The organism is Pseudomonas sp. NFX5, assembly GCF_049132125.1.
Taxonomy (GTDB): Bacteria; Pseudomonadota; Gammaproteobacteria; order Pseudomonadales; family Pseudomonadaceae; genus Aquipseudomonas; species Aquipseudomonas marginalis.
The window spans coordinates 84,390-102,743 of record NZ_JAFMZG010000038.1 but is presented as its reverse complement, the minus strand read 5'-3'; the positions used below and the strand labels follow the sequence as shown (position 1 = coordinate 102,743).

2 protein-coding genes are annotated in these 18,354 nt (G+C 62.6%); both read right to left on the bottom strand.

Going from position 1 to position 18,354, the window contains the following annotated elements:
* Window positions 1-80: 80 nt before the first annotated feature.
* Complete coding sequence (locus J1N02_RS26890) at window positions 81-4,199, bottom strand: amino acid adenylation domain-containing protein (protein WP_169898264.1); 4,119 nt, start codon at window positions 4,197-4,199, stop codon at window positions 81-83.
* Window positions 4,199-18,346, bottom strand: a complete 14,148-nt coding sequence (locus J1N02_RS26885) for a non-ribosomal peptide synthase/polyketide synthase (protein ID WP_421148021.1) — start codon at window positions 18,344-18,346, stop codon at window positions 4,199-4,201. Before J1N02_RS26885 ends, J1N02_RS26890 begins: the two co-directional genes overlap by 1 nt.
* Window positions 18,347-18,354 lie beyond the last annotated feature (8 nt).

Genomic DNA, 18,354 nt, shown 5'->3' with positions numbered 1-18,354 from the left:
GCGCGTAGCGACGTGACTGGAACACCACGCAAAAAACACCGGCGCAAGGCCGGTGTCCAGTGTAAGCGTGCTCGCCCGGGCTAGTGCCTGGCAGCCGTCAGGGCCGCTACGAACGAGGCAATGAACTCAGGGTTGTCGACGATTCGATCATGGGTCGTATCGATGACCACCGAAGTGTCCAGTCCATGGCCGATCCCCTCTTCAAGTGCCGTGCAGATGACTTGCCGATCACTGGCAGATTTGCTTTGTGCAGCCCACCAGCAACTCACAGGAGCAGCGAGGCGCACATAGGCGGCATCCTTCAAGCGCTCATCGAGTGTGCGTTTCAACGCCCACGAAACCTCCAGCTCGCCGCCTTGTTGCAGCTCGTTGCGCAAGCTGACAAATACCTCGCCCAAAGCCGACTTTCCCCACTCGCAAAGCGCCTCCCACCGTTGGTCCGCCGTGGCGCCCGAGTGCTCGATATCCTGCCAGGCCTGTGCAATATCCTGGGCCGCGTCAGGGAACATGACCGTCAGCAACTCCACGCGCTTATCGCCTGCTTCCAGTGATTCAAACGCCGGCCGCAGGGTTTTGTCCCTGTCCCAGAACGCAGTGACATGCATCGGCGGAGGCGCATCGATGCTCCCCAGGAACGCCACTTTGGCCCCCTGCGCCTCCAGTCTGCCAGCCACCTGCAACGCAAGGTTCCCACCCAGCGACCACCCCGCGAGGTAATACGGCCCCTGCGGCTGGCTCGCAAGAACCTGATGGGTATAGTCCTGAACCATGGCATCCCACGTCGGCACCTGGCTTTGCGGATCAAGCAGAGCCCGACAAATAACGCCCTGTACCGGCATCTCCGAGCGCAAGGCCATGCCAAGCGCCTTGTAGCAGTGCACTGAACCGAAACTCGGGTGAAACAGAAACAATGACGGCCCGCCCTGCTGGCCATTCAAGTCAACGAGCAGCGAGCGCGCTCGTTCATCCGACGCGCTGCCCGCCAACGCCCTAACGGTTGGGCGCGTCATCAATTGGTTGACCGTGAGCATCAACCCGCATTGAGCCGCCAGGCGTTCTTTCACCACCAGCAACAGCAATGAATGACCGCCCAGTTCAAAAAAGTTATCGTCCAGGCCAACCCGCTCGGTACCCAGCACCTGTTGCCAGATCTGCGCGACCTGGTGTTCGAGCGCCGAATGCGGCGCCACATACTCGCGTCGCTGAACGGCGGTTTCGGGGCGCGGCAGTGCCTTGCGCTCAAGTTTGCCGTTGGGGCTCAATGGCATACTGTCCAGCAAGACCCACTGGGCCGGCACCATAAACGCCGGCAGATGAGTCGATAGATAGGCCGTGAGGGTTTCTCGCCAGTGCGGCATTGGCTGATCGAGCACCACGTAGCCGACCAATTGTGTGCCGTCCAGCGCCAGCACGGCGGTCTCGCGAACCCCGTCATGCTCAAGCAGGCGCGCTTCGATCTCACCCAACTCGATCCGCAGGCCGCGCAGCTTGACTTGATGGTCAATACGCCCGGCGTACTCGATCACCCCATCGGGACGATAACGCGCCAGGTCTCCAGTGCGGTACATGCGCTCGCCGCCCCCGAACGGGCTGGCGACAAATCGCTCGGCGGTCAACACTGGCCGACGATGATAACCACGTGCCAGCCCCTTGCCTGCCAGGTACAACTCTCCGAGCACACCGATCGGCACCGGTTCAAGGTTAGCGTCCATGATATGACACCTCAGGTTGGCAATGGGTTTGCCAATGGGCACCGCGTCCTTGCCTTCGTCAATGCAGGCCCAGCTGGTGACATCAATGGCTGCTTCCGTAGGCCCGTAGAGGTTATAAAGGTGGGCCTGAGGCAGCTTGGCGAAGACTTGTTGTTGCGCATCCACCGGTAAGGCTTCGCCGCTACAGATGATGCGCTGCACACTGCTGCAACGGCCCACTAGGCAGTCCTGCAGGAAGGCTTGCAGCATCGACGGCACAAAGTGCAGCGTGGTGACAGATTCGCGCGTGATCACCTCTACCAGCTTCGTCGGATCACGGTGATCGCCGGGTGCCGCCATCACCAATCGCGCGCCGCTGAGCAATGGCCAGAAGAACTCCCACACCGACACATCAAAACTGAACGGCGTCTTCTGCAGCACCGTATCACCGGCACACAATGCATACGCCTGTTGCATCCAGCACAAGCGGTTGGTCAAGGCTGCATGGCTGTTGCCCGCGCCCTTGGGCTTGCCGGTGGAACCGGAGGTGTAGATCACATAGGCAAGGTGTTCACCGCTGAGGGCTACGTCAGGGTTGGCCTCGCTGTACGCGTCCAGCCAACGCTCATCGCGGTCCAGGTCAATACGCAACACGCTGTCGGCGGCCGGCAGGCTCAAGTGCGACTGGCTGAGCAACAGGCTTACCGCACTGTCCTCCAGCGTATAGGCCTGGCGCTCCGCGGGGTAATCCGGGTCCACAGGCACGTAGGCACCTCCAGCCTTGAGGATCGCCAACAAGGCGACGACCATTTCCACGGAACGCTCCATTGCCACGCCCACCAACACGTCCGGACCGACACCACGTGCGATCAAGGCATGGGCCAGGCGGTTGGCGCGATGGTTCAGGACGGCATAGCTCAACTGCTGCGCGCCAAACACCAGGGCTGGCCGATGCGGGTCATGTTCGGCGTGGGCTTCAAACAGTTGGTGCACGGTCTTTTCAAGGGGGTAATCGACAGCAGTGGCATTCCAGCCATCGACGATCTGCCGGCGCTCTGCTGCGTCCAGGATTGCCAGAGAGTCGACCAGGGCCTCCGGCGTTGCAACCATTGCACTCAACAGTCGTTGCCAGTGCTGCGCCATGCGCTCGATGGTTGCTGCGTCGAACAGGTCGGTCGCGTAGACAAAGGAAGCCCGAATGCTCGATGCCTCCTGCACAACATTCAAGCTAAGGTCGAACTGAGCGGTTCGGCTCTCCCAGTCCAGGCCCTCCAACACCAGGCCGGAGCTTCCCGGCTCGCTTGTACTGCCAGCGCCACGGTTCTGATGGTTGAACATGACCTGGAACAATGGGCTGTAACTCAAGCTGCGTTCGGGACGAAGCGCTTCCACCAGTTGTTCGAACGGCAAGTCTTGATGCGCCTGGGCTTCCAGCACCCGTTGGCGGGCTTGGCGCAACAGCGCCAGCACGCTGGTGTGCTCGTCCACCTCAGCCTTCAGCACCTGGGTATTGACGAAGAAGCCGACCAGGCGCTGCGTCTCGACCCGGTTACGGTTGGCGGTCGGCACACCGATACGGATGTCCTGTTGCCCGCTGTAGCGATGCAACAACACCTGAAAGGAGGCCAGCAGCACCATGAAACCGGTGGCGCCTTCACGCTGAGCCAAGGCGTTGACACCCGCTACCACGCGCTCATCCAGCACCAGGTCCAGGGAAGCACCGCGAAAACTCTGCACCGCCGGGCGTGGCCGGTCCAACGGCAGTTCCAGCACCGGCTGGTCGCCGCCGAGCAGGCTGCGCCAATATTCCAGTTGGCGGTCCTTTTCCCCCGCTTCCATCCAACTGCGCTGCCACAGGGCGTAGTCGGTGTACTGGATTGGCAGTTCAGGCAACTCAAACTCACGCCCATGGGTGTAGGCGCCATAGGCCTGTATCACTTCCTCCACCATCACTTGCATCGACCCACCGTCGGAAATGATGTGGTGCTGCACCAGGACCAGCACATGGTCCTGCTCTGCCAGACGCAGGAGCGTCATGCGCAGCAACGGGCCGCGCTCCAGGTCAAAGGGTTGCGCAATTTCCTGTTCGACGCGCGCTTTCAACTGGCTTTCATCAATGGTTTCAGGCACCAGTGTCACGAGGTATGCAGGCTGGACTTCCTGCTGCATGTCCTCACCGACCTGGCGAAACCGCGTGCGCAAACTCTCGTGTCGAGCTATCAGGTGTTCAAAGCTCTTTTGCAGCGCCGTAACATCCAGATGCCCCCTGAGCCGCAAAGCGCTGGGGATATGGTATGCAGCGCTCTGCGGATCCAATTGCCAGAGAAACCATTGCCGCTCCTGAGCATACGAGAGCGTCAGGGAGGGCGCCTCTCGCCGTACCTTCGGGATCGGCAGGTTGCCCGGCGAAACGCCTTCCTGCAGCATCCTCTGCAGGTACACCTTGCGCTGTTCCAGCGGCAGCCCTATAAAGCGCTGCATGATTTTGTACGCCATCTGGCCGTCCATTACAGCTGCTCCATTTCGTCGAGGAGTGAATCTAGGAACGACAGTTTCTCAGTGCTTATGCCGCCGCCCTGACCCTGTAAATGCGCTGCCAGTTCCCTGAGCTGGGCATGCTGGAACAGCTCGTGCACGCTGATCTTCACGCCCAGGTCCAGCTGAATGCGCGACATCACATTGATCACCAGCAACGAGTGCCCGCCCAGCTCGAAGAAGTTGTCATTCAACCCCACTTGCTCAACATCCAGCACGTCTTGCCAGATTGCCGCCAGGTGCTGTTCAAGGTCGCTGCAAGGCGCCACATATTCACCTTGCAAAACATGGCTGTCGGGCTCCGGCAGGGCCTTACGGTCCAGTTTGCCGCTGGGGCTCAACGGCATGTGCGACAGGCGCACGAACTGTTTGGGCACCATGTAGTCCGGCAGTAGCGCCTGCAGGGCATGACGCAACGCCTGAGCGTGATCGATCTCATCGAGTACCGTTGGGAGGGCCACGTAGTAGCCTATCAATTGGCCGCCAACACCGTCCTGGCGCAGGACGACCTCGGCCTGGGCCACTCCGGCCTGGAGCAGCACCAGCGCACGAACTTCCTCCAGCTCCACGCGGAAGCCGCGAATCTTGATCTGATGGTCCAGGCGCCCCAGGTACTCCAGCGCGCCATCCTCGGCCCAGCGCACACGGTCGCCGGTCCGATACAGGCGTGAACCGGCGCCGCCGAACGGGTCCGCGATAAAGCGCTCGGCCGACAACCCCGGACGTCCGAGATAGCCGCGCGCCAAACCGGCTCCCCCCACGCACAACTCGCCGGCAACACCGATCGGGACCGGGTTCAGATCACCGTCCAGTACCCGGCAAATCACACCGTCCAATGGCCGGCCAATCGGCGAACGGGTGCCGTCCTCAAGGGAGCACGCCCACCAGGTCGCGTTGATCGTCGTTTCGGTCGGCCCGTAACGGTTGTGCAATGTTACGCCGGGCAGGGTCCGCAGGATCTGATCGCGCAAATCGGCGGTCAACGCTTCACCGCCTGAGAACACCCTACGCACGCGGGTGCACTGGGCGACGCCCGGCGTATCCATGAACAATTGCAACAGCGAGGGCACAAAGTGCAGCGTGGTCACGCCAAATGCCTGGATCAACTCCACCAGGCGAACCGGATCCCGATGTTCGCCCGGGGCCGCTATCACTAGCCGGCTGCCGCTGATCAGCGGCCAGAAACACTCCCATACCGATACGTCAAAACTCATCGGGGCTTTCTGCAACAGCACATCGTCGGCCTGCAATGCGTAGGTGTCCTGCATCCATTGCAAGCGTTGCGCCAATGCTTCGTGTGTCACACCCACACCTTTCGGGTTGCCGGTGGTGCCGGAGGTGTAGATCACGTACATCAGGTTATAACCGTTGACGGGCACCTGCGGATCGGTTTCACCGCACCCGCTCAACCAGCATTGATCACCTTCAAGGCTCAGGCACTGCACGTCATCGGCCAACGGCAGGTTCAGGTGCGACCGAGTCAGTAGCCACTTCACGCCGCTGTCCTTAAGCATGTAGGCCAGGCGCTCTTCGGGGTAGTCGGCGTCAAGCGGTACATACGCACCACCGGCCTTGAGGATCGCCAGCAGCCCGACCAGCATGTCGAAAGAACGCTCCAGCGCGATACCTACCAGCGAATCCGGGCCTACACCTTGCTTGATCAGCCCATTCGCCAGGCGATTGGCACGTCGGTTCAGCGCATCGTAGGTCAACTGCTGCTCGCCGAAGATCACAGCGGTTGCCTGTGGCGTGCGGCGCACCTGCTGTTCGAATTGCTGCTGGACAGACTGCCAAGAGGTCTCGCTCGGCAACCCGTTGCCTTGCTCCAGCAGGGCCAGGTGCTCCGACTCTGTCAACAACGTCAACTGTGCCAGAGCCGCATGGGGCTTGGCGACCAGCTCTGCCAACAGGTGCAGCAGATGCCGGTTGAGACGTTCAACCGTGGGGCCGTCGACCTCACTGCGGTCATAGCTGTAGTGCAACGTCAGGGTTTCGCCGACACCGACGGCGATCGACAGCGGATAGTGCGTCTGTTCCCGGCTGCTGACACTGCCAAACCGCACCCCTTGCGGGGCACCCTGCTCCAGCACCTCCGATACAGGGTAGTTCTCGAACACCAGAATGGTGTCGAACAACGCCTCGCCCCCCAGCCCGGCCAGGCGTTGCAGCTCGAACAACGGCGTGTGTTCATGCTCGCGCAACGCAAGGTTCTGTTGCTGGATCTGTTGCATCCATTGCGACGCGGGCATATCCGGGCGAGGAGTTGCTACCACTGGCAAGGTATTGATGAACAACCCAACTTGCTGCTCAACACCGCGCAGGTCCGCGGGGCGTCCCGATACTGTGGCGCCGAAGGCCACGGTGTCCTGCCCGGTGTAGCGTTGCAGCAACAGCAACCAGGCGGACTGCACCAGGGTGTTGAGGGTGATCTTCTGGCCTTGGGCAAAGGCCTTGAGGCGGGCCATGCCCACGGCATCCAGCTCATGGGCGTATTCACCCAGCCCGGACGCCCTCACATCCTTGTTGCGAGGCAGCGCCTGGAACAGACGTGTCGGCTCATCCAAGCTGGCCAGCTGGGTCTTCCAGAAGGCTTCGCGCAGGGTTTTATCCTGGGATTGCAGCCAGGCGATAAAGTCCCGGTAACGCGCGACCTGAGCCTGCGGCACATGGCCAGCGTAACGCCCCAGAACTTCGCCGAGCAGTTGGGAGCTGCTCCAGCCATCCATCAGGATATGGTGGCTGGTGTAGATCAGATGGCAACGTTGCGGGCCGGTGTGCGCCAGGGCAATGCGCACCAACGGCGGGCTCTCCAGCGCGAAGCCTTGCAAGCGCTGCGCATCGGCCAACTGATCCAGTTGCTGCTGCTGATCGGCACCTTCCGGGCACTCTGTTTCGATAAACGGCATTTGTACCTGGCGATGCACCACTTGCAGAGGCTGCGCAAGATCCCCGTCCCAGATGAAGCCGGTACGCAGAATGTCATGGTTATCCAGCGCTGCCTGCCAGGCTTCACGGAAACGAGCGATGTCCAGGCCCTCAACATTCACGCGCATCTGGTTGACATAGTCGCCCGCCTGGGGCTCGTACAAGGCGTGGAACAACATGCCCTGCTGCATCGGCGACAGCGGGTACACATCATCGACGGTAGCTAACGCAAACTGGTCCAGCTGTGCCTGGCTGAGTCGGGCCAGCGGGAAGTCCGACGGCGTCACGCCTTGATGTGCGGCCAGGCAGCAATGCTCGATCAAATGCTTGAGTTCCTGCGCATAGCCATCGGCCAGGCGTTGTACGGTGACCTCGCTGAACATCTCGCGGCTGAAGCTCCAGCTCAGGTTCAGTTCACCGCCGTACACCTGCCCGTTGATTTCCAACCAGTTACCCAGCAAGGCGTGCTCGCTCTGGTCAGCGCCAGCACTTTCGCCCGTAGGGGTGAAGAAGGCCTGTGCCGCAGCATCATTGAAACTGCCGTCGAACTGCCCCAGGTAATTGAAGGTGATCCGTGGCTGCGCCAGCCCGCCCAATACCTGCCGGGCCTGGTCATCGCCCAAGTAGCGCAGTGCGCCGAAGCCAATCCCTTTATCCGGGACAGCGCGCAATTGCTCCTTGATACCCTTGATCGAGTCGGCCAGGGACGTGGCCGGGGTCAGCGCCAGCGGGTACATGCTGGTGAACCAACCGACTGTGCGGGTCAGGTCGACGTCCTCGAACAGATCCTCACGACCGTGCCCTTCAAGTTTGACCAACAGCGATTCGCCGCCCGTCCACCGTGTGATGACCCGGGATAACGCGGTCAGTAGCAGGTCATTGATCTGCGTACGGTATGCCGCCGGAGCCTCTTGCAGCAGGCGTCGGGTATAGGATTGATCGAGGTGCGTGCCCACGCTCAGAGCCAGTGAATTGTGCAAACCACCTTGCGGGTTATCGCAAGGCAGATCGGCATCGACGCCTTGCAGCTGCGCCTTCCAGAACCGCAGTTCTTCCTGCAGTGCCGGGCTATGCGCATGAGCCTGTAATCGCTTGCCCCATGCCTGGATCGAACTGCTCTTAGCCGGCAGCACAGCCGCCTGCCCAGCCTGCAGTTGGGTGTAGGCGGTCTGCAGGTCTTCGAGCAGGATCCGCCATGACACGCCGTCCACCACCAGGTGGTGAATCACCAGCAACAGCCGTTGCGATGCATCCGGCAACTCGACCAGCACCGCACGCATCAGCGGCCCTTCTGACAGATCCAGGCTGCGTTGTGCCTGCAGGCCCAAGGGCTCAAGCGCCTCAATGGTATCGAGGGCGGTTTGCCAGAGCAGCTCGTCTTGGGTTTCAACCCCTCGGTAGTGAGCCTGCCAGCCGGCCGCTTGCGGGCTGAAACTCAGGCGCAATGCGTCGTGATGCGCCAGCAGCGCTGCCAGGGCGGTGCGCAATGTCGCGCCATCCAGTCGTTCGCCCGGGCGCAGGACCACGGATTGGTTCCAGTGGTGACGCTCGGCAATGTCTGCCTGGAAAAAGTACTGGTGTATCGGCAACAGCAACGCTTCGCCGGTGACCGGCCCTTGCTCGATCACAAGGCCCTCCCCGCCCGCCTGGGCAACTGCTGCCAGGCTCAGTACGGTCTGATGCTGAAACAGGTCCTTGGGCGTAAATCGAACACCGGCCTGCCGTGCACGGCTAACTACCTGGATCGAAATGATCGAGTCGCCACCCAGCTCAAAGAAGTTGTCATTCAAGCCCACACGCGGCAGGCGCAGTACATCGGCCCAGATGGCAGCGATCTTCTGTTCCAGCTCGCTCTGCGGTGCGACATATGCTTGCTGCATCTGGCTCGCATCCGGTTGCGGCAGGCCCTTGCGGTCGAGCTTGCCGTTGGGGGTCAACGGCATTTGCGCCAGGAAGATGAAATGCGCCGGGATCATGTAGTCCGGCAGGCGGGTCTTGAGTGCGCGGCGCAACGCGTCACGGAACTCGGCTTCGTTGGACGGGGCGGACACCGGAACCACATAGGCCACCAGCTGTTTTCCGGTCGGGCCGTCCTGGGCCACGACCACCGTTTCACCGACGCTGTCCTGCTCACGCAGGCGCGCTTCGATTTCCCCCAGTTCGATGCGGAAACCACGGATCTTCACCTGATGGTCGACACGCCCGAGGTAATCCACCACGCCATCCGGACGACCACGGGTCAGGTCGCCGCTGCGATACACGCGACTGCCCGGCGTGCCGAACGGGTCCGGCACGAAACGTTCGGCGGTCAGCGCCGGACGTTCCAGGTATCCACGGGCTACACCCTCGCCGCCCAGGTACAGCTCACCGGCGACGCCGATGGGTTGCAGGTTGAGCTGCGCGTCGAGTACGTAGCCGCTGCGGTTGCCCAGCAGCGTGCCGATTGGCGCGTAGACGGCGCCGCAGGGGTCGCCCTTGCGCGCCTTCCACAGCAACGGCGTCACCACGGTTTCGGTCGGGCCGTAGCCGTTGAACAGGTAGGTCGGCTTGAGCGCGCGCCAGGCCAGGTCATAGCTGGCCTGGGCCACGGCATCACCACCGAAGCAGTAGACCCGCACCTTTGGTGGATTACCGTCGCGCTCGGCATGCTCGGCCAGTTGTTGCAGGTACACCGGCGGGAACACCGCCATGGTCACGTTGTGACGGTGCATCTGCGCGTAGGTGTACTCGGGCAACCACAGGCTGTCGTCACGGACCAGCACGCTGGCGCCGTTGATCAGCGGGTGCATCCAGCCTTCGTGGGAGCCGTCGAAGGCGAACGACATGAAGTGCAGTTCGCAATCGGCCGGCGATGTTTCATAACGCTCGCCGGTAGCGATGATGTGCGCCACCAACGGCCCATGGGACACCGCCACGCCCTTGGGCAGGCCGGTGGAGCCGGAGGTGTAGATCACGTAGGCGAGGTTGTCGCCGTGCAGTTTTACCGCCGGCGCGGTGTCGCTGTAGTCGGCCCACGCCTCGGTGCGATCGATGGCCAGCGTCTGCATGCCGTCGGGAATCGGCAGTTGCGGCAACGCACTGGAATGGGTCAGCAGCAGTTGCGCGCGGCTGTCCTGCATCATGTACAGCAGGCGATCACGCGGGTACTCGATATCCAGCGGCACGTAGACGCCGCCGGCTTTCATCACCGCGAGGAACGCCACCAGGCTCTCGGCACTGCGCGGCATGGCAATCGCCACCCGTACTTCGGGGCCGATGCCACGGGCGAGCAGGGCATGGGCCAGGCGGTTGGCCTGGCGGTCCAGCTCGCCATAACTCAGGGTTTGCGCATCGAACTTGACCGCCACCGCAGCGGGGTTTTCGGCGGCGCGGTCGGCAACCATTTCGTGTACCAGACGCTCGGCCGAGAAGCCGGCGTCGGTCTGGTTCCACAGCTGCAGGATGTGTCGTTGCTCATCCTGGCCCAGCAGGTTGAGTTGGCTGATGGGTTGCTGTTGGTCGGCAACCATCGCCTGCAACAGGTTCTGCCAGTGGTCGGCCATACGCTCGATGGTCGCTGGGGCAAACAGATCGGTGGCATACCCCAGTGAAGCACTCAGCCCCTCACCCCACTCGTGGACGTCCAGGTCAAGATCGAAATGCGCGGTGTGGCTGTTCCAGGCCAGCCCTTCGACACTCAGCTCACTCGACGCGTGCTCCGCGAAAGCCTGGCGGTTGGCCACCTGGTGGTTGAACATCACCTGAAACAACGGGTTCAGACTCAGGCTGCGCTCCGGCTGCAGCGCCTCTACCAATTGCTCGAACGGCAAGTCCTGATGGGCCTGGGCGTCCAGCGCGCGCTGCTTGACCTGCTGCAGCAACTGGGCAACGGTGGTTTGCCCATCGATATCAGCCTTGAGCACCTGAGTGTTGACGAAAAAGCCAATGAGCCGTTCAGTTTCAACGCGATTGCGGTTGGCAATCGGCACACCGACGCGGATGTCTTCCTGACCACTGTAGCGATGCAGTAAGGTCTGGAACGAAGCCAGCAACAGCATGAACATCGTCACGCCTTCGCGCTGGGCCAAGGCGTTGAGGCCGGACACCAGTGTGGTCGGCAACTCCAGGTGCAAACGCGCACCGTGATGGCTTTGCTCCGCCGGGCGCTGGAAGTCGAACGGCAACTCAAGCACGGGTTGTTCACCTGCCAGCAGATCAAGCCAGTAGGCGAGTTGGCGCTCTTTCTCGCCAGCATCCATCCAGTCGCGTTGCCATACGGCGTAATCGGCATATTGAATCGGCAGTGCAGGCAACTGCAGGTCTTGACCCTGGCTGAACGCACCATACAGTTGCACCAGTTCATCGACCATGACGTGCATCGACCAACCATCGGAAACGATATGGTGCTGTACCAGCACCAGTACATGGTCTTCATCAGCGATGCGCAGCAGCTCAACACGCAGCAGCGGGCCCTGCTCCAGGTTGAACGTGAGCGCTATCTTAGCCTCCACGGTGGCTTGGAGGTCAGCCTCCAGCACGTCGCTACGGGTGATGGTGACAGGTGCAGGCTCAGCCACGATTTGCACGGCGCCGTGGTTTTCCTGGCGCAACAGAGTGCGCAGGCTCTCATGACGCGCCACCAGGCGGTCAAAGCTTTGTTGCAGCGCAGCTTGATCCAACGGCCCCTTCAGGCGCAGCGCGCTGGGCACGTGGTAAGCGGCGCTGCCTGGGTCCAGTTGCCAGAGGAACCACTGCCGTTCCTGGGCATATGACAGCGGCAAGCCGCGGTCACGTGCCACGGGAACCAGCGCCGGCGCCTTGGCACCCTCACTCGCTTCGAGCGCGAGCAGCGCGGCGACAAATCCTTGCAGGCGCGGCTTTTCGAACAGCACCTTGAGCGGCACTTCCAATGCCAGCGCCTGGCGCAGTCGCGAGGCCACTTGCATGGCCAGCAGCGAGTGCCCGCCCAGCTCGAAGAAGTGATCCATGAGGCCGACGCGCTCCACCCCGAGGATATCCGCCCACATCGCCGCCACTTGCACCTCAAGTGCACTGACCGGCGCGACCCAGGTTTGCAGCGAAAGGCTCGCATCCGGTTTTGGCAATGCCTGGCGATCCAGCTTGCCGTTGGGGTTCAGCGGCAGGCGCTCAAGGAACATCAGGTGGGCCGGCACCATATAGTCCGGCAATTGCTCACGCAGTACCGCCTTGAGCGCTTCGTCCAATGCGCGGGTGTCTGGCTGTTCGGCCACCAGATAGGCCAGCAACTGGTTGTTCACCGCCAACACCACGGCCTCACGAACACCCGCCTGGGCCAGCAACAGGGCTTCGATTTCACCCAGCTCGATACGGAAACCGCGGATCTTGACTTGATGATCGACCCGCCCTACGTATTCGATCACGCCATCGGCACGGTAACGCGCCAGATCCCCGGTACGGTACAGGCGATCGCCGTTACCGCTGAAAGGATCAGCGACAAAGCGTTCGGCCGTCAGCAATGGCCGGTTCAGGTAAGCGCGCGCCAGACCACAGGCGCTGCCGATATACAACTCGCCCACGGCGCCCAACGGCGCGAGATTGAGGTCCCGGTCCAGCACGTACAAAGCACGCCCCGGCAGGGAGCGACCAATCGGGCTGGCGGTGGCGCCAATGACGTCATCGCCCGAGGTGCAGTCCAGCACACTGGAGACCACCGTGGCCTCGGTCGGTCCATAGGTGTTGAGCAGTCGCACATGCCCCAGGCCCGCACGCAACCATTGTGCGGGACCGTCCAGCGGCATGGCTTCGCCACCGATATGCATTTGCCGCAAGGCACCATAGGTACGCGGTCCGGCTGCCAGACAGTCGAGCAGGAACACGTTCCAGTAGGCCGTCGGCAAGTCGGCCAGGGTAATGCCTTGTTGCAGGATTTCGCGGTACAGGCGCCCGCTGTCCCACAGTTCCGGGCCACGCAGTACCACGGCTGCGCCGTGGGTGAGCGCCGGATACAACTGCTCGACGAACCCATCGAAGTTCAGGGTCGCAAACTGCAGTACGCGGTCATTCTCAGTCAGCTTGGAATAACCGGCGGCAATGCTCGCGAATTCGCTCAAGGCGCCATGGTCGATCGCCACGCCCTTGGGTTTACCGGTCGAGCCGGAGGTATAGATCACATAGGCCAGGTTGTGCGGCCCGACTGTTGCGCTAAGGTTTTCCTCGGCGTACGACGCCAGCGAGACCGTATCGATCTCCAAAACAGCAACGCCTGCGGGCAACGCCATCGGCACACGGGACTGGATCAGCACCAGGCGCACGCCACTGTCTTCGAGTATATGAGCCAGGCGTTCGCGCGGGTACTGCGGGTCGAGCGGCACATAGGCACCACCGGCCTTAAGGACCGCCAACAGGCTGACCACCATGGCAAAGGAGCGCTCTACTGCGACCCCCACCAACACTTCCGGACCCACGCCCTCTGCCACCAGGCAATGAGCCAGACTGTTGGCTTGCCGATTGAGCGCGTCATAGGTCAGTGACTCGCCATCGAGTACCAGTGCCACCGCTTGCGGGCGTTGCAGCACCTGGGCCTCGAACAGGCGATGGACGCCGCTCTGCCACGCAGCCGCCGGGCAATTGGTATTCCAGGCCTGCAGCAGCGTGTGCTGTTCTTCAGCCGCCAGCAATGGCAAGCACGCAATAGGATGGGTCGGTGTCTTCACCACCGCCCGCAGCAGGCCAAGCCAATGCTGGGCCATGCGTCCAATGGTGGCCGCCTCGAACAGATCTGTCGCGTAGGTCAACGATGCCCAGAGCCCGTCCGCGGACGCCTGGGTATCCAGGCTCAAGTCAAAGTGTGCAGTGTGACTATCCCATTCCAGACCTTCGACCTGCAAACCCGGAATCGACTGCGCGCCCGCCTCGTCGCGCGCATCGGACTGGTGGTTGAACATCACTTGGAACAACGGGCTATGGCTCAGGCTGCGTTCCGGCTGCAACGCCTCCACCAACTGCTCGAACGGCAGGTCCTGATGCGCTTGCGCGTCCAGGGCCGTGTGCTTGACCTGCTGCAACAATTCGACAAACGACAACTCACCGGTGATATCGGCCTTCAGCACTTGGGTATTGACGAAGAAACCAATCAGACGCTCGGTCTCGACCCGGTTGCGGTTGGCAATCGGCACGCCGACGCGAATATCCGATTGGCCGCTGTAGCGATACAACAAGGCCTGGAAGGACGCCAGCAACACCATGAACAGGGTCGCGCCCTGACGCTGGGCCAAAGCCTGCAGTTCGCTCGCCAGCGCGGCGTCCAGCACCAGGTCCAGGCGTGCGCCGCGATGGCTTTGTACCGCCGGGCGTGGATGATCCAGCGGCAGCTCCAACACGGGCTGCTCACCGGCCAGGCGTTCAGCCCAGTAGGCCAGCTGGCGGGCCTGCTCGCCCGCCTCCATCCATCCACGCTGCCACACCGCATAATCGGCATATTGAACCAGCAGTGTCGGCAACTGAGGCTCCAGGCCCTGGCTGAACGCAGCATAAGCTTGCACCAGCTCATCGACCATGACCTCCATCGACCAGGCGTCGGAGATGATGTGGTGCTGCACCAGCACCAGCACATGATCGTCCGCGGCCAGGCGCAACAGCTTGACCCGCAGCAGCGGGCCTTTGCACAAGTCGAACGGACGAGCGATTTCTGCTTCGACCCGGACCTTCAAGCTGCCCGGCTCATCACTGTGCAGAACCTCGTTTTCGATCAGCAACGCGGTCGGCGCATCGATCCGCTGTACCGTGCGCTCGCCATCCACGACAAACACGGTACGCAGGGTTTCATGCCGTTCAAGCAGCCTATCGAAGCTACGTTGCAAGGCCCGGCGATCCAGGGCGCCGCGCAAGCGCAGGGCCGCCGGGATGTGATACGCGGTGCTCTGCGGCTCCAGTTGCCAGAGGAACCACTGCCGCTCCTGGGCATAGGACAGCGCCAGGGCTTGATCACGTGCCAACAGCAGGATCGGCGGCGAGTCCAGCACGGTGCCTGACAACGCCTGCACGAACCGGCCAAGCACCGGCTGTTCGAACAGGCCTTTCAACGGTGCATCGATACCCAGTGACTGGCGTACACGAGACACCACCCGCGTGGCCAGCAACGAGTGCCCACCGATTTCGAAGAAGTGATCCTCCAGGCCAACCTGAGGCAACCCCAGCACCTCGGCCCAGATGGCCGCGACCTGGCACTCGCGTTCGGTGACAGGCGGCACAAAGCGTTTTAGCAGGGCAGCGGCATCAGGTTTGGGCAACGCCTTGCGGTCGAGCTTGCCATTGGGCGTCAGTGGCATCCGCTCCAAAAACACCAGGTAGGCCGGCACCATGTACTCCGGCAACTGCTCGCGCAGGGCGGCCTTGAAACGCTCGCGCAGGGTGACCTGCTCCTCATCCGACACCGGGTGCCGGGTGACCAGGTAGGCCAGCAATTGGTCATGCTCAGCCACCACGGCGGCTTCGCGCACATCGGCCTGCTCACGCAGGCACGCCTCAATCTCTCCCAGTTCGATACGGAACCCACGCACCTTGACCTGATGGTCGACGCGGCCGATGTACTCGACCACGCCATCCGCGCGATAGCGCGCCAGGTCGCCTGTGCGATAAAGCCGCTCGCCGTTGCGCGCAAACGGGCTGGGCACAAAACGCTCGGCGGTCAACGCAGCCCGGCCGTGATACCCCCGGGCCAGGCCGACACCGCCGATCAGCAGCTCGCCTGCAGCGCCTACCGGGCACGGCACGAGATCGGCATTAAGAATGAACAATGAGGTGTTGGCGATCGGCCGCCCGACAAAGGGCACCGGCTCGACCAACTCATGGGCCGCCGACCAAATAGTGGTTTCGGTCGGGCCATACAGGTTCCACACCGTGCCCTGCTGGGCCAGCATGCGCTGGGCCAGGTCGGCCGGCAACGCTTCGCCACCGCACAGGCACTTGACCCCGTGCAGCAAGGCACGGCGTTCGCTGTCCAGAAGCATGCGCCAGGTCGAGGGTGTGGCTTGCACCACACTGATCGCATCGCGCTGCACCAGACCCAGAATCGCCTCGGGGTCCAGGGACACTTCCTTGTCGGCCAGCACCACCGTCGCTCCCGTCGCCAGTGGCACGTAGAGTTCCAGGGCAAAGATATCGAACGAGAACGTGGTCAACGACAACAGCCGCGCGTCAGCGCCAATGGCCAGGGTGCTGGCCATGCCATGGGTGAAGCTGCTCAGTGCGCCATGACGCACCATCACGCCCTTGGGCTTGCCGGTGGAACCGGAGGTGTAGATCACATAGGCCAGGTGCTCGCCCGTCAGTGCCACCTCGGGGTTGGCGCTGCTGTAGCGTGCGTCTTGCTGCGCGTCCATGAACAACACCTGCTGGTCGGCCGCCAGGGGCAGGCGTTGGTGCAGGTCGCCGGCAGTCAATAGCACGCGAGCGCGGCTGTCTTCCAGCATGAAGGCCAGCCGGTCCGCCGGGAATTGCGGATCGAGCGGCACGTAGGCGCCACCGGCCTTCAGCGTCGCCAGCAGGGCCAAGACCATGTCCACCGAGCGGTCGAGGGCCACCGCCACCAGCACGTCCGGCCCGACACCCGCAGCGCGCAGGCGATGGGCCAGGCGGTTGGCGCAACAGTTCAGCTCGCCGTAACTCAGCGCCTGGCCGTTGCACACCAGGGCAATGGCGTCGGGGCGCGCTTGCGCCTGGGCCTCCAGCAACCGATGCACGCCCTCGTCCTGCGCAAACGCCATGGGCGTGTGGTTCCAGCCGTGCACCTGTTGCTGCCACTGGGCATCATCCAACAGGGGCAATTCACCGATACGGCCACCGCAATCCTGGGCCACCCGGTGCAACAGGCGATGCCAATGGGCAAGGAAGCGCTCCAGGCCCGGGGCGTCGAACAAGTCAGTGGCATAGGTCAGCGACGCCTGGATACCGTCAGCCGACTCCTGAGTGTCGAGGCTGAGGTCGAACTGCGACGTCTTGCTGTCCCACTCCAGCCCTTGCACTTGCAACCCCGTTACGCTGCCGCCACCGCGCTGAGTGTCGGTCTGGTGGTTGAACATCACTTGGAACAACGGGTTGTAGCTCAGGCTGCGCTCGGGCTGCAGCGCTTCCACCAGCTGTTCGAACGGCAGGTCCTGATGGGCCTGGGCCTCGACCGCGCGTTGGCGGGTCTGCTGCAGCAGTTCACGGAAGGTCATCTGGCCGTCGATATCGGCCTTGAGGATTTGCGTGTTGACGAAAAAGCCGATCAGGCGCTCGGTCTCCACCCGATTACGGTTGGCCACCGGCACGCCGATGCGGATATCACCCTGGCCGCTGTAGCGGTGCAGCACAGCCTGGAACGACGCCAGCAACAGCATGAAGATCGTCACACCTTCACGCTGCGCCAAGGTCTTGAGGCCTGCCACCAGAGAGGCTTCCAGGGTCAGGTCCAGCCTGGCCCCGCGGTAGCTCTGTAGCGCTGGCCGTGGACGGTCCATGGGCATTTCGAGGACCGGTTGATCGCCGCCGAGCATGCCTTTCCAGTAACCCAATTGGCGCTCACGCTCGCCCGCCTCCATCCAGCTGCGCTGCCATAGCGCGTAGTCGGCGTACTGGATCGGCAAGGCCGGCAGTTGCAGGTCCTGGCCCTGCACATAGGCGGCGTACAGTTGCACCAGCTCGTCGACCATCACCTGCATCGACCAGCCATCGGAGACGATGTGATGCTGCACCAGCACCAGCACATGCTCCTGGGGCGCCAGGCGCAGCAGCTTGACCCGCAACAGCGGGCCTTGTTGCAAATCGAATGGCTGGGCGATCTCGGCTTCCACCAGCGCCTTGAGTTCGGATTCCTCGGCGTCGACCAGGGCGATCTCCACCCGTACCTGATCGGCAATCACCTGCAAGGCACTGTCGCCGTCCTCCTGCAAATGCGTGCGCAGGCTTTCATGGCGCAGCACCAGTGTGTCAAAGCTGCGCTGCAACGCGGCCACGTCCAGTTCGCCGGTAAGGCGCAAGGCCCTTGGCACATGATAGGCGGTGCTCTGCGGCTCCAACTGCCACAAAAACCACTGCCGCTCCTGGGCATAAGAGAGCCGAAGAGGCTCACCTTCCTGGCGCTTGAAAACCGGGGCAATCTCAAACAGGTTGATGCCTTGCTGCTTGAGCATTACCGCCAACGCTTTCTTTTGCTGCGCCGAAAGTGACCCTACCGACTCGATTAATGCTTGCACGCCACGCC

What these genes read in the sequence shown, in the direction of transcription:
- J1N02_RS26890 (WP_169898264.1), bottom strand. Translation starts at nt 4,199, where the DNA reads ATGGACGGCCAGATGGCGTACAAAATCATGCAGCGCTTTATAGGGCTG.